A 14,142-nucleotide genomic window follows, 5' to 3' on the forward strand; every position below is an offset into this window, starting at 1 on the left:
GCCGATGAACCGAACCGCCGCTTCCTCCGTCCTCCTCGAAGTGATCGCCACCACCGTCGGCGACGCGAAGGCCGCCGCCCGCGCGGGCGCCGACCGCCTCGAACTCGTGACCGCGATCAGCGAAGGCGGGCTGACGCCGAGCGTCGGCCTGATCGAGGCCGTCGTGGCCGCCGTGGCGATTCCGGTGAACGTGATCGTGCGGCCGCACAGCCGCTCGTTCGTCTATGACGCCGACGACCTGCGCGTGATCGAGCGCGACGTGCGCACGGCCGTTGCGGCCGGTGCGAACGGCGTCGTGTTCGGTGCGCTCGATGCGCGCGGCGACGTCGATCTCGATGCGCTCGCGCGCGTCGCGGCGGCAGCGGACGGACGCGACCTGACGTTCCATCGCGCATTCGACGTGTCGCGCGACCTCAATGCCGCGTTCGACGCGCTGCTGCGCGTGCCGGCCGTCACGTCGGTGCTGACTTCGGGCGGCCATCCGTCGGTGCTCGACGCGGTCGCGACGATCACGCGGCTGGTCCGGCAGGCGGCGGGCTCGACCTGCACGGTGCTGGCCGGCTCGGGGCTCACGATCGACGCGGTCGGTGATTTCGTTCGCGCCACCGGCGTGCGCGCGGTGCATTTCGGCTCGGGCGTGCGGCCGCGCGGCGAAGTGCTGGCGCCCGTCGACGAACAGCGCGTCGAGCGCGTGCGCGCGGCGCTCGACGGTGCGGCGGCGCATGTGTGACGGGCGGCGCTGAAAGCCGCGCGCCGACGAGCGGGCGAAAAAAAGCCGGGGCATGCCCCGGCTTTTTCGTCTGCAAGCCAAACGCGCTGCAGTCGCTTACGCGTTCTCCGCCAGCGCGTCGGCCTGGCTCGCGCGGATGCCGAGGCGCTCGAACAGCGCGCGGTCGCGCTGCGTCTGCGGGTTGCTCGTGGTCAGCAGCTGGTCGCCGTAGAACATCGAGTTCGCGCCCGCGAGGAAGCACATCGCCTGCATCGCGTCGTCGAGCTGCTCGCGGCCGGCCGACAGGCGCACGACGGCCTTGGGCATCGTGATGCGCGCCACCGCGATCGTGCGCACGAACTCGAACGGGTCGAGCGGTGCGGTGCCTTCGAGCGGCGTGCCTTCGATCGCGACGAGGTTGTTGATCGGCACCGACTCCGGATACGGGTTCAGGTTCGCGAGCTGCGAAATCAGGCCCGCGCGTTCGCGGCGCGATTCGCCCATCCCGATGATGCCGCCGCAACACACGTTGATGCCCGCATCGCGCACGCGGTCGAGCGTGTCGAGACGATCCTGGTACGTGCGCGTCGAGATCACCTGGCCGTAGAACTCCGGCGACGTGTCGAGGTTGTGGTTGTAGTAGTCGAGGCCCGCGTCGGCGAGCTGCTGCGCCTGCTCGTTTTCCAGCATGCCGAGCGTCATGCAGGTCTCGAGGCCCAGTTCCTTCACGCCGCGCACCATCTCGGTCAGCGCCGGCATGTGGCGCTCCTTCGGGTTGCGCCAGGCGGCGCCCATGCAGAAGCGGCTCGCGCCGTTCGCCTTCGCCGCGCGCGCGGCGTCGAGCACCGTGTCGACGTCCATCAGCTTCTCGGCCTTCAGGCCCGTTTCGTGATGCGACGATTGCGAGCAGTAGCCGCAATCTTCCTCGCAGCCGCCCGTCTTGATCGACAGCAGCGTCGACAGTTGCACCGCGTTCGCGTCGAAGTGCTCGCGATGCACCTGCTGCGCGCGGAACATCAGGTCGTTGAACGGCAGCTCGAACAGCGCGACGACGTCGGCGACGCGCCAGCGCTGCGGCGCCGGAGCGGCCACGGGGATCGCGTCGGGTTGCACGGCGGCGGTCTGGGCTTGGGTCATGGTGGTTTTCCTGTCGTGAATGCGGGGATCGTGAGGTCAATGCCGCGCGTGGCGCAGCGTGTCGACGAGCGTGGCGATGTCGAGCATCGCCGCCGCGGATTCGGGGGCGGCCGGCGCCAAGTGCGCGATGCGGCCGAGGAGCGGCGCGCGGTGCTCGCGCGCGAGCCAGTCGCGGATCGTCGCGACGTTCTCGTCGGCGTACGACATGGCCGGGTCGACGTGGTTCGCGACCCAGCCGGCGAGCGTGAGGCCGCGCTGGCGAATCGCGTCGGCCGTGAGCAGCGCATGGCTGATGCAGCCGAGCCGCATGCCGACGACGAGCACGACGGGCAGGCCGAGCGCGACCGCGAGATCGGCCGTGTCCTGCGTGTCGTTCAGCGGCACGCGGAAGCCGCCGACGCCTTCGACGACGACGACGTCCGCGCGCGTCAGCGCTTCGCGGTGGCTCGCGACGATCGTGTCGAGGTCGAGCGTCACGCCTTCCTGCGCGGCGACGATGTGCGGCGCGGCGGGCGCCTTCAGCAGGAACGGCGTGCGCAGCGCGGGCGGCAGTACGACGTTCGCGGCCGCATCGAGCTGATCGGCGTCCTCGTTGTGCCAGACGCCGTCGCGTTCGTACGCGCCGGCGGCGACGGGCTTCAGCGCGGCCGCGCGCAGCCCGTGCCGCGCGAAGCCGTGCAGCATCGCGGCCGACACGAAGGTCTTGCCGATCTCGGTGTCGGTGCCGGTGACGAAGAGGGAAAGCGGGGCCGTCATGCCGCAGCTTCCTCGGGGGGCAGCGAACGCGCGTGAGCGTCGGAGTGCGCCTCCTCGCTGGCTTCGATCAGCGCGGTTTCGAGCCGCGCGAGATCGTCGAACGAATGCGCGGCCGACAGCGAGATGCGCAGCCGCGACGTGCCGGCGGGCACCGTCGGCGGCCGGATCGCGGGCACCCACAGGCCGTGCGCGTCGAGCGAGCGCATCGCCGCGAGCGTCGCGTCGTTGCTGCCGATCACGAGCGGCTGCACGGCCGTGTGCGAGTCGACCGGCTGCCAGCGCGTCATGCGCAGCAGCGCGCGCGTGCGCTCGATCAGCGCGGCGAGGTGCGCGCGTCGCGCATCGCCTTCGTCGCCGCCGATCACCTTCAGGCTCGCCGAGACCGCGTGCGCGACGGCCGGCGGCGCGGCCGTCGTGAAGATGTAGCTGCGCGCGCGCTGGATCATCCATTCGATCACGGTCTCGTGCGCGACGACGAACGCGCCCGCGACGCCGGCGGCCTTGCCGAGCGTGCCGACGTACACGAGGTTCGGCGAGCGCAGCGCGGCGGCCGCGAGCGCGCCGCGGCCTTGCGGGCCGAGCACGCCGAAGCCGTGCGCGTCGTCGACGACGAGCCACGCGCCGTGGCGTTCGGCGAGCGCGACGAGTTCGGCGAGCGGCGCGATGTCGCCGTCCATGCTGAACACGGTGTCGCTGACGATCAGTTTCGTTTCGGCGTCCGATGCATCGAGCAGCGCGGCGAGCGCGGCCATGTCCGCATGCGGGTAGACCTGCACGGTCGCGCGCGACAGCCGGATCCCGTCGATCAGCGACGCGTGGTTCAGCGCGTCCGAGAAGATCGTCGCGTGTTTGCCGGTGAGGGCCGTCATCGCGGCGAGGTTCGCCATGTAGCCGGTGCTGAAGTACAACGCGCGCGGTGCATCGGAGAAGCCGCCCGCGAACGCGGCGAGTTCGTCCTCGAGCGTCGCGTGCGCGCGCGAATGGCCGCCGAGCAGATGCGACCCGCCGCTGCCGGAGCCGTAGCGCTGCGCGCCTTCGGCGAACGCGGCGACGAGCGCGGGGTGCGCGGCGAGGCCGAGGTAATCGTTGCTCGCGAAGCCGACGATGTCGCGGCCGTCGACGCGCATGTGCGCGTCGCACGCGGTGTCGGCGGTGCGGCGCACGCGTCGCAGGCCCTGCGCGTCGAGTTCGGCGAGGCCGCGCTGCAGCGTGTCGAGCAGGGGCATGGTCGTTTCCCGTGAGGATTGCTTCATCGCGCCACCTCCGCGAGCGTCGCGTCGAGCGTGTCGCGCGTGCGTTGCGCGAGCCACGCGATGTCGTCGTCGCTCATCACGTACGGCGGCATCAGGTACACGGTCGTGCCGATCGGGCGCAGCAGCAGTTCGCGCTCCAGCGCGCGTTCGAAGAAGCGCCGCGAGAAGCCGCGTGCCGCGTCGCCGTCGAGCGCGACGTCGAAGGCGAACAGCGTGCCGCGCTCGCGCAGGTGACGCACCTGCGGGTGCGCGTCGAGCGGCGCGAGCGCGGCGCGCATCGCGGCCGACTTGCGCGCGTTGCTCGCGAGCACGTCGTCGCGCGCGAACAGGTCGAGCGTCGCGACCGCCGCGCGGCACGCGAGCGGGTTGCCGGTGTACGAATGCGAATGCAGGAAGCCGCGCGTCGTGTCGTCGTCGTAGAAGGCCGCGAACACGTCGTCGCGCGTGAGCACGAGCGACAGCGGCAGGTAGCCGCCGCTGATGCCCTTCGACAGGCACAGGAAATCGGGCCACACACCGGCCTGCTCGCAGGCGAAGAAGGTGCCGGTGCGGCCGCAGCCGACCGCGATCTCGTCGGCGATCAGGTGCACGCCGAATTCGTCGCACAGCGCGCGCAGGCCGCGCACGTACGACGGATCGTGCATCGCCATGCCGGCCGCGCATTGCACGAGCGGCTCGACGATCAGCGCGGCGATCCGGTCGGCGCGTTCGGCGAACAGGCGGCGTACGTCGTCGAGCGCGCGGCCCGCGACGTCGGCGGCCGTCTCGCCCGGCAGCGCGCCGCGCGCGTCGGGCGACGCGACCACGTGTGCATGGCGGATCAGCGGGTCGTACGCATCCTTGAACAGCGCGACGTCGGTCACGCCGAGCGCGCCGATGGTCTCGCCGTGATAGCTGTGCGCGACGCACACGAATTCGCGCTTGTCCGCGCGGCCGCGGTTGCGCCACGCGTGGAAGCTCATCTTCAGCGCGATCTCGACCGCCGACGCGCCGTCCGATGCGAAGAACGCATGGCCGAGCGTGCGCGCGGTGAGCGCGTGCAGCCGCTCCGCGAGCTCGATCGCCGGCTCGTGCGTGCAGCCGGCGAGCATCGCGTGCTCGAGCGTGTCGAGCTGGTCCTTCAGCGCCGCGTTGATGTCCGGGTTCGCATGGCCGAACAGGTTCACCCACCACGAGCTGATCGCGTCGAAGTAGCGGCGCCCGTCGCGGTCGTACAGCCACAGGTCCGCGCCGCGCGCGACGGGAATGAGCGGCAGGCGCTCGTGGTGCTTCATCTGGGTGCAGGGATGCCAGACCGCGCGCAGGCTGCGCGCGACCCAGTCGTCGGTGGCTGGCGTACTCAAGGCAACTCCGGGGGTAAAACGGCGGCGGGCATCGAACGGGATGCCGCGCGGCGACGGACGGAAAACGCGCTGAGATTAGCGTGTTCCGCCGCACGTTGCACTACCGGTTACAAACACCGCAAAGCCTTGCCGGACGGGAGTTCGGCGCAGATGCGGGGTGCTCGGGACGGTACGCGCCAGAAGCCCAGAAATGACCGCAGATGACGACGTTCGAGTGAGCCCCCCCGACAGAAAAAAATCGTGGGCAGGCGGATGCCGACGGGCGAAAAATCGGGGCGGGAAGCGCGACGCGACGTGCACGGTCGCCGGCGAATGGCACGCAGACTCAGGCGCGGCCGAGGTTCAGGAAACGCCCGAAAACGACCCTGGACGGCGTTGCGGGCCAGGCGCCCGTCGGCGGCTCATGCGGCCGCGTGAACGGGCGTGCGAACGCCGCCGCGGGCCGCGGCGCGCGTTCATGAAACGGAGAAGGGAGAAGGGGGAGACGCGGGCAGCGCCCGCCCCCGGAGCGCCGCGGCTCGCGCGTCAGCGCGAAGCCAGTGCGCGCGGGTTGGCGCTGCCGTCGTCGGCCGTCTGCGTCGCGTTCGCGTTCCACACGACGCGGTCGTTGACCGCATACAGCCGGCATGCGCCCGCGCCCTGCTTCGAGCAGTTGTCGAGCGCGAGCGCCATCGGATCGTCGCCGCCTTCGGCCCACGACCATGCGCCTTCGGCGGACACCGCGAAGGCACGGCTCGGATGCTGGTTCAGGAAGCGGCGATAGCCTTCGCGACCGGCCTCGTCGAGGAACGGCACCGCGTCGACCGCATCGATCGACGCATAGCCGGTCGCATTCGGTTCGTGCGGGTTGGCGACCGCGTAGCGCACCGAGGTCGGCAGGTTCAAATCCGCGAGGAACGCATTGACGGCCGGCCACCACACGGGCACGCCGTCGCGATCGACGATCAGCCGGTGCGCATCGTCCTTGTAGCGGCCGAAATCGATGAACTGCGCCTGCGTGCCGTGCGACACGTACGCGTCGTGCATCTGCGCGACGAGCGCGGGCGTCCATACCGAATCGTTGTCGCCGTACAGCCACAGCGACCGTACGGCCGTATGCGCGCCGTAATGGTCGAACGCATCGACGAGATTGCGCTGCCAGCCGTCGCACAGATCCTGGCGCAGCCCGCCGGAGAAGTTGATGATGCCGCGCACGCCGGGCGCCGCTTCGGTGCCGTACGCGACCGACACGAGGCCGCCGTGCGACGTGCCCGCGACGACGATGCGCGACGCATCGACGTACGACTGGCGCGACATGTAGCGAACTGTCGCGTCGACGTCGGCGGCCTGCGTGAGCCCGTTCTTGCCGACGTTGCAGCCTTCCTGCTGGTACGAGCCGCCCGACCCCGCGAAACCCTGGCGGTTCGGCGCGATCACCGCATAGCCGCGGCGCACGAATTCGCGCGCGAACGCGAGCGGCCGGCTGCGCGGCTGCTGATGGAGGTCACCGGTGTTCTTGCCGTGGTTGAAAACGACGAGCGGGAAGGGGCCGGGGCCGTTCGGCTTGAACAGCGTGGCCTCGAGCATCACGGCGCCCGAGGCATCGGCCGGAATGCTGACGATTTGTTCGTTGAGGTTGGCGGCGACCTGCGGGAGGCCCGAATCGCCGTAATCGAAGCGCTCGGCGTGGGCGAGCGAGCCGCCGGCCGTGGCCGCGCCGGCATTTGCGCCCGGCAGCGCACCGGCCTGAGCGGCCGACAGCGCACAGGCCGCCATCCATCCCACCAATACCTTGCTGAACGCCATTCGTAAGCCCTGCCATGCAACATGACCAATCTGAGGGCCATCCTAGCCCGACAAATTCAGGTTGTGCAATGCGGGAATTACCCGGCGTCTGACATGGCAACTATTTGTCAGCGTTCACTTACTTCTCCGTCGACATAGCGCCAGAAACCGTGCTCGTCTCGGGTGAACCGGCTCGTCTCGTGGAGCCGGTACGCCCGCCCGCCGACCTTGTAGCGGGCCACGAATTCGACCTCCGCGTGCCGTTCGTCGAGCGGCGCGTGGCGCTTGATCGCGAGGCCGAGCCAGCGCGGCGCGTCGGGCGCGTCCGGGTCCGCATCGAGATCGGCCGGGCAGGTGCGCGCGTCCCAGGTCGCGCGCAGGTAGTCGGTCGCGCCGAGCACGTACGCGCTGTACCGCGAGCGCATCAACTCGAGCGCGGTCGGCGCGGCTTCGCCGCCGTCGATGAAGCGGCCGCAGCAGGCCGCATAGCGCGGCGCCGGGGCTTTGCCGGCCGGCGCCGGGGACGCGCCGCCGCACGGGCACGCGTCAGGTCGGTTCAAAATCATGCGAATCGTGAATTAACGACGTCGGGTTGTGATGCCGGCTCACCAGCTGAGCTCGACGCCGTCGTACTGGAAGAAACGGCCGTTGGCCTGCGACACGTCCGCGCCGGCTTCGGCGATCACGCGGCGCATGCCGGTCACGCTGGTTTCCGGATCGATCGCGGCCTGCGCGCCGCCCATGTCGGTGCGCACCCAGCCGGGATGGAGCGAGATGCATGCGGCGTGGCGCGTCTGCAGCGACGCGATGCGCAGCACGTCGTTCAGCGCGGCCTTGCTCGCGCGGTACAGCCAGCCGGTCGTGCCGGTCGCCTCGGCGATGCTGCCCATCCGGCTTGAGACGACGGCCAGCACGCCGCGCGCGTCTTCGACGAGCGGCAGCAGGATCGGCAGCAACTGCATCGGCCCGCGCACGTTCGTGTGCATCACCGCGTCGAAATCCTCGGCGCCGATGGTTTCGACGCCTTCGGTGCGCGGCCCGTACACGCCCGACACGAGCACGGCGGCGTCGAGCCGTTCGCCGTCGAGCTTCCAGCCGAGCGCCGCGATCTGTTCGGGCTGCGCGATGTCGAGCGCGTGCGCGTGTGCGCCGAGTTCGCGCAGCGCGGCGAGCGACGCGTCGTCGCGCGCGGTCGCGATCACGTTCCAGCCGTCGCGCCGGTATTGCCGGACGAATTCGCGTCCGAGGCCGCGCGATGCGCCGACGATCAATACGGTTTTCATGTTCGCCGCTCCTTCGCAGTGCACCGCCGTCGCGGCAGTGTCGGTGTCAGATCAGTTCGATGCCCGTCGCGGCCGGGCGCGCGATGCGTCTTCGGCCGCGACGGCGCGGGCGCACGTTACTTCGCGTCGTCGCACGGCTTCAGCGTATCGGCGACCGCCTGCGCGACGTCGTCGAGCCGCGCGGCATCCGCCGCGACCATGTCGTTGTCGGGCGCGTGCTGGCCCCGCGCGGTCAGCGCCGCGACGCAGCGCTTGTAGGTCGCATCGAGCGCGTCGAAGTTCGACACCGACATCCCGAGGTTGCGCATCCGCCCGTCGTGCACGCCGTACACGAGCCCGTGCACGGTGAGCGACTGGCCGCGCGCCCACGCGTCGTTGACGATCGTCGTGCGGCACACGTTGACGACCTGCTCGATCGAGTTCAGCTCGATCAGGCGGCGATAGCGCGCCTCGCCGACCGGCCATTCGTCGAGCAGCGCCGCGTGGCGCTCGCGCACGTCCTGCACGTGATGCAGCCAGTTGTCCGCGAGGCCGACGCGGCGGTTGTGGAGCGCCGCGTTCACGCCCGAGCAGCCGTAGTGGCCGACGACCATGATGTGCTTCACGCGCAGGATGTCGACCGCGAACTGGATCACCGACAGGCAGTTCAGGTCGCTATGGACGACGACGTTCGCGATGTTGCGGTGCACGAACACTTCGCCCGGCGGCAGGCCGATGATCTGGTTCGCGGGCACGCGCGAATCCGAACAGCCGATCCACAGATATTCCGGCGCCTGCTGGTCGGCGAGACGCGCGAAGAAGTCGGGATCGTCGGCGAGCTGGCGCTTGACCCAGGCGTCGTTGTTGTCGAACAGATGTGAAAGCGGATTGTCTTGGGTATTCATCGGTGTGGATTCCGTTGGCGGAAAGCGGGTCGATAACGGGTTCGATTCGATTGGATCCGGTCGCGTGTCAGGCGGCGCGCTGCGCGTCGCCTGCGTCGTCACCGGCGTCCGGCGTCGCGTCGAAGCGCGCGGGGTAGCGCACGCTGAAGCGCAGCGACGCGTCGTACGGGAAAAAGTCGGGCAACTCGCCCTGCAGCAGCTTGTCCTTGCTGGCCTGCCACAGCGCGGGCTCGAAAAAGTCCGCGTGATGCTTCATGAAGACCGTCCGCACGCGCGGGTCGCCGAGCAGGAACGGTCCGTAGGTTTCCGGAAAGATGTCGTGCGGGCCGACGGTATACCACGGCTCGCCGGACAGTTCGTCTTCCTCGTTGCGCGGCGGCGGCACGCGCCGCACGTTGCAGTCGGTCAGGTATTCGATCTCGTCGTAGTCGTAGAACACGACGCGGCCGTGACGCGTGACGCCGAAGTTCTTGTACAGCATGTCGCCCGGGAAGATGTTGGCCTTCATCAGCTCCTTCACCGCGTTGCCGTATTCCTTCACGCCGTGCTCGATGTCCGCGTCGGTGCCGTTCTGCAGATAAAGGTTGAGCGGCGTCATCCGGCGCTCGATGTACAGGTGCTTGATCACGAGATTGCCGTCCTCGTATTCGAGCAGCGACGGCACTTCCTTCTCCAGCTCGCGCACCAGCGCATGGTCGAGCCGCGACAGCGGCAGCGCGACGCTCGAATACTCGAGCGTGTCGGCCATCCGCCCGAGACGGTCGTGGCGCTTCACGAGCTGATACTTCTCCATGATCTGCGCGCGCGTCGTTTCCTTCGGCGGCGGGAAGTGATCCTTGATGATCTTGAACACGTACGGGAACGACGGCAGCGTGAACACGAGCATCACGAGGCCCTTGATCCCGGGCGCGATGATGAAGCGGTCGCTCGAATGCGACAGATGGTGCAGCAGGTCGCGGTAGAAGAGGTTCTTGCCTTGCTTTTGCAGCCCGACCGACGTGTAGATCTCGGCCTTCGGCTTGCCCGGCATGATCGTGCAGAGGAAGTCCACGTAAGCGGACGGCACGCCCATGTCGACGAGGAAATACGAATGCGAGAAGCTGAAGATGATCTGCAGCAGGTCGCGGCGCAGCAGCACGGTGTCGAGCGCGAGCAGGCCCGGGCGCACGTGGCGGATCGGCACCGCGAACGGCAGCACGCGATCGGCGTTGATGATGCGGCCGACGATGTACGCGCTCTTGTTGCGGAAGAAGAGCGACGACAGCACGTGGATCTGGAAATTCGGCGCGGCGTCGAACTCGCCGAATTCGTCGGTGATCGCCTGCATCACGCAGCCGATGTCGCGCGTGAGATCCTCGAACGGCGGCTCGAGCTGGAAGTTCGTGACGATGCGCTCGAGCGTGGCCGCGAGCCCGTCGGTGCCCGGGTAGTACGCGCGATAGGTCGGCTTCGCGGCCGGCTCGTCGTTCTCGAGGTATTCGGTCGAGATCGCGGGGCGCACGAAGATGAAATCGTTGCTGAAATACGAGCGGTGCAGGATCTTGCAGCACACCGAATTGAAGAACGTCTCCGCGCACTCGGGCTGGCGGTGCGACGTGAGCAGGCCGATGTAGTGCAGCTTGATCTGCTGCCACACCTCGTCGTCGATGTTCTCCGCGTCGTATTCGTCCTCCAGCACCTCGACGCATTCCTGCACGCGATCGTCGTACGACGTGATCCGCTCGCGCGCCAGCCGCTGCAGGCCGTGCCAGTCGCCGCGCTCGAATAGCGTCTTCGCCTCGACGGCGGCTTCCCGGAAGATCCGGTAGTGGCGGTCGAAGTATTCGAGCATCGTCTGTGCGACGTCGAAACCGATCTGCGACGACAGCAGTTTGGGGAAGTGATTCATCGCGTGCAGGCTCGTTCGAGAGGGACTGTAAGCACTCGCCATTTTAGCGCCCAAGTCGGCGTTTCAATGACTTTCGGGGGCCGGCGCCAAGCGCCGTCAATGCGCGGGTTGTGCGCCGTTACATGCCGTTCGGTGCATCTTCGCGTAAAGATTCGGGTACGGAATCGATTCTGGCACGAACTTTTTTTGACCGTCCGGCGCCCCGCCGGGCACGCGTTTCGCGCGACGGCGATAGAATCGACGCGATGCCCGCCGCGGCCTGCCGCCCGCGCGCGCGCCCCGCATTCGCACGGGCATTTGCCCTGACAACGACGAGACGCCCCACCGATGAACGCACTGGAACACCAACTCGACTATCCCTTCGCCGACACGCTGCCCGCCGCGGGCGACACGTTCGAGGTCGCGCCCGGCGTGCGCTGGCTGCGCATGCCGTTGCCGTTTTCGCTGGATCACATCAACCTCTGGCTGCTGCGCGACGAGATCGACGGGCAGGCCGGCTGGACGATCGTCGACTGCGGGATCTCGTCGGATGCGATCCGTACGCACTGGGAACGGATTTTCGACACGCATCTCGACGGGCTGCCGGTGCTGCGCGTGCTCGTCACGCATTGCCATCCCGATCACTTCGGCCTCGCGAACTGGCTCTGCGAAGGCGGCGACAAGGGCCGCTGGAACGTGCGGCTGTGGATGACGCTCGGCGAATACATGTTCGGCTGCCTGATGGCGGCCGGCAACGGATCGAACGCCGGCGGCGCGGCCGCGGCCGATCATTTCGCGCGCCACGGCCTGACCGATCCGGTCGCGCTCGAGAAGCTGCGCAGCCGCCGCAGCTACTACTCGGACCTCGTGCCGGCCGTGCCGCCGCGCTACCGGCGCCTGCGCGAAGGCGACGCGGTGAAGATCGGCGCGCGCACGTGGCGCGTCGTCACCGGCTACGGTCATTCGCCTGAACATTGCGCGCTTCACAGCGAAGCGGACGGCGTGCTGATCTCCGGCGACATGGTGCTGCCGCGCATCTCGACCAACGTGTCCGTGTTCGACCTCGAGCCGGAAGCCAACCCGCTCGCGCTGTACCTGGAATCGCTCGGCCGCTACGAGACGATGGCGCCCGATACGCTCGTGCTGCCGTCGCACGGCAAGCCGTTCCGCGGCGTGCGCACGCGCATCGCGCAGCTGCGCGCGCATCACGACGCGCGGCTCGACGAAGTGCGCGTCGCCTGCGCGGAAAAGCCGGCGAGCGCGGCCGACATCGTGCCGATCATGTTCCGCCGCCGCGAGCTCGACATCCACCAGATGACCTTCGCGCTCGGCGAGGCGCTCGCGCACCTGAACCTGCTGTGGCTCGCGGGCGAACTCGTGCGCGAGCAGGGCGACGACGGCGTGCTGCGTTTCCGTTGCGCGCGCTGAGCGCGCGTCGTCGCCGTCACGCGACGGGTTCGTAACGCCACCCGTCGCGCTGCCACTGCATCGTGTGCGTCGGTGCGAGCGCCGCGAGAAACGCGTCGTCGTGCGAGGCGACCACGAGCGCACCGGGGAAGCCGGCCAACGCGGCTTCGATTGCGCGCACCGATTCGAGATCGAGGTGATTGGTCGGCTCGTCGAGCAGCAGCAGCTGCGCGGGCGTGCCGCGCCACAGCGCACACGCGAGCGCGGCCTTCAGCCGTTCGCCACCGCTCAGGCGGTACACCGGCTGCGTCGCGCGCGCGGCATCGAGCTGCAGCAGCGCGAGCCGGCTGCGCAGGTCGCCTTCGGCGAGCGGCGTATCGAGGCGTCCCAACTGCTCGACGATCGAGCGTTCGGGATCGAGCAGCGCGAGCCGCTGATCGAGATACGCAGCGCTCACGTGCGTCGTGCACGTCCCGGCGCGCGGCGCGAGTTCGCCGGCGAGCATGCGCAGCAGCGTCGATTTTCCGCAGCCGTTCGGGCCCGTCAGCGCGATGCGCACGGGGCCGCTGGCCGACCACGTGATCGCGTCCGTGCGGCCCGCGGTGCGCCACGGCAATTGCGCGCGCTCGAGCGCGAACAACTGGCGGCGCGCGCTCACCTCGGTGCCCGGCAGCGACACGAGCACCGGCGCGTCGGCTTCGACGCGCGCGGCGGCTTCCTGCACGCGCGCATCGAGCGTCGCCTTGCATTCGCTCTGGTGACGGCGGACCGTCCCCATGATGCCGCGAGCCGCCCCCTTGCGGCTCTGTCGCGCCATCGACGACAGGTTGGCCGCCTTCGCGTCGCGCAGCGAGCCGGCCGCGTGGCGCTGGATCGTGTCGTGTTCCTGTTCGAGCCGGCGCCGCGCGCGCCCGCGCTCGGTGCGCGCATGCTCGAGCGCGGCCTGCGCGGCATCGTGTTGCGCATCGCGTTGCGCGCGATACAGCGCGTAGTTGCCGCCGTATGCGCGCACGCCGTGAGGCGTCAGCTCGACGATGCGTTGCACGTGCGCGAGCAACGCACGGTCGTGACTGACGACGACGACACCGCCGCGCCAGCCGTCCAGCGCGCCGCGCAGCCATGCACGGCCCGGCGCATCGAGGTGGTTGGTCGGTTCGTCGAGCACCAGCAGCCCGGCTTCCGACAGCAACGCGCCGATCAGCGCGACGCGCGCCATCTGGCCGCCGCTCAACGCATGCGCGGGCGTGTCGGCGCGCACGTCGTGCAGGCCGGCCGCGTCGAGCGCCGCGCGCAGCCGCTCGGCCAGGTCCCAGCGATCGCCGATCAGGTCGAAGTCGTGCGCCGTCGCGCGCCCGTCCGCGAGGCGCGCGAGGGCCGCGAGCGGCGCGTCGAGCGCGGCGATTTCCGCGACGCTCCGCGTGCCGGCCCACGCGTCGTCGTGTTGCTGCGCGACGTAGACGACCGGCGTCTGCCGGTCGATCGTGCCAGCGCTCGGCGTGCGCCGGCCCGCGATCAGTTGCGCGAGCAGGCTCTTGCCGACGCCATTGCGGCCGACGATACCCGTCGGCGTGCGATCGATGGAAAGGTCGAGCGAATCGAACAGCGTGACGCCGTCGTCGAAGCGGAAAGAAACGTGATGAAGCGCGACGAGCGCGCCGGTCGGCGTGGCAGCAGCCATAAGCACCTCCGAAAATGCGTGAAACCCTTCGCGCGGCGTGCGTGGCACGGCGGCGAAAACA

At 69.5% G+C, this 14,142-nt stretch carries 12 protein-coding genes; 2 read left to right on the top strand and 10 right to left on the bottom strand.

All coding sequences use genetic code 11. The annotated features are described in order from the left end of the window. The first annotated feature begins 4 nt into the window (after positions 1–4). A complete protein-coding gene (locus ACV22V_RS13090; RefSeq protein ID WP_448014132.1) occupies positions 5–730 on the top strand; it encodes a copper homeostasis protein CutC in 726 nt (241 codons plus the stop codon). 96 nt (positions 731–826) lie between these two features. On the opposite strand, the gene bioB is transcribed toward ACV22V_RS13090, so the two are convergent. From bioB to aceK, 9 genes are all read right to left on the bottom strand, one after another. Continuing rightward, complete coding sequence (gene bioB / locus ACV22V_RS13095; RefSeq protein WP_059523944.1) at positions 827–1,846, bottom strand: biotin synthase BioB; 1,020 nt, start codon at positions 1,844–1,846, stop codon at positions 827–829. A gap of 36 nt (positions 1,847–1,882) precedes the next feature. Next, on the bottom strand, positions 1,883–2,602 hold the full coding sequence (bioD, locus tag ACV22V_RS13100) for a dethiobiotin synthase (protein ID WP_448014133.1): 720 nt from the start codon (positions 2,600–2,602) through the stop codon (positions 1,883–1,885). After that, positions 2,599–3,828, bottom strand: coding sequence for an 8-amino-7-oxononanoate synthase (gene bioF, locus ACV22V_RS13105; protein WP_448014135.1), 1,230 nt, complete (start codon positions 3,826–3,828; stop codon positions 2,599–2,601). Before bioF ends, bioD begins: the two co-directional genes overlap by 4 nt. Before the next feature lie 23 nt (positions 3,829–3,851). Next, positions 3,852–5,198 (bottom strand): adenosylmethionine--8-amino-7-oxononanoate transaminase, encoded by a 1,347-nt coding sequence (gene bioA, locus ACV22V_RS13110; RefSeq protein WP_448014136.1) that lies wholly within the window; start codon positions 5,196–5,198, stop codon positions 3,852–3,854. A gap of 525 nt (positions 5,199–5,723) precedes the next feature. Then, on the bottom strand, positions 5,724–6,983 hold the full coding sequence (locus ACV22V_RS13115; protein WP_223965428.1) for a dienelactone hydrolase family protein: 1,260 nt from the start codon (positions 6,981–6,983) through the stop codon (positions 5,724–5,726). A gap of 107 nt (positions 6,984–7,090) precedes the next feature. Then, entirely contained in the window at positions 7,091–7,528 is a 438-nt protein-coding gene (locus ACV22V_RS13120) for a YchJ family protein (protein WP_059691402.1), read from the bottom strand. 39 nt (positions 7,529–7,567) lie between these two features. Next, positions 7,568–8,245 (bottom strand): SDR family oxidoreductase, encoded by a 678-nt coding sequence (locus ACV22V_RS13125; RefSeq protein WP_059524034.1) that lies wholly within the window; start codon positions 8,243–8,245, stop codon positions 7,568–7,570. Between the two features lie 116 nt (positions 8,246–8,361). Beyond that, a complete protein-coding gene (gene can, locus ACV22V_RS13130) occupies positions 8,362–9,129 on the bottom strand; it encodes a carbonate dehydratase (RefSeq protein ID WP_059691403.1) in 768 nt (255 codons plus the stop codon). A 67-nt stretch (positions 9,130–9,196) separates the two neighbouring features. Continuing rightward, positions 9,197–11,017 carry a bifunctional isocitrate dehydrogenase kinase/phosphatase gene (aceK, locus tag ACV22V_RS13135; protein ID WP_059523956.1) on the bottom strand — a complete coding sequence of 607 codons (1,821 nt, stop codon included), beginning with the start codon at positions 11,015–11,017 and terminating at the stop codon, positions 9,197–9,199. A 327-nt stretch (positions 11,018–11,344) separates the two neighbouring features. Here aceK and ACV22V_RS13140 point away from each other — a divergent pair, with 327 nt between their 5' ends. Further along, entirely contained in the window at positions 11,345–12,424 is a 1,080-nt protein-coding gene (locus ACV22V_RS13140; RefSeq protein WP_059523958.1) for an MBL fold metallo-hydrolase, read from the top strand. Positions 12,425–12,440: 16 nt separating this feature from the next. On the opposite strand, the gene ACV22V_RS13145 is transcribed toward ACV22V_RS13140, so the two are convergent. Next, positions 12,441–14,081, bottom strand: a complete 1,641-nt coding sequence (locus tag ACV22V_RS13145) for an ABC-F family ATP-binding cassette domain-containing protein (RefSeq protein WP_448014139.1) — start codon at positions 14,079–14,081, stop codon at positions 12,441–12,443. Between the last annotated feature and the right edge of the window lie 61 nt (positions 14,082–14,142).

This window comes from Burkholderia sp. AW33-5, assembly GCF_053427615.1.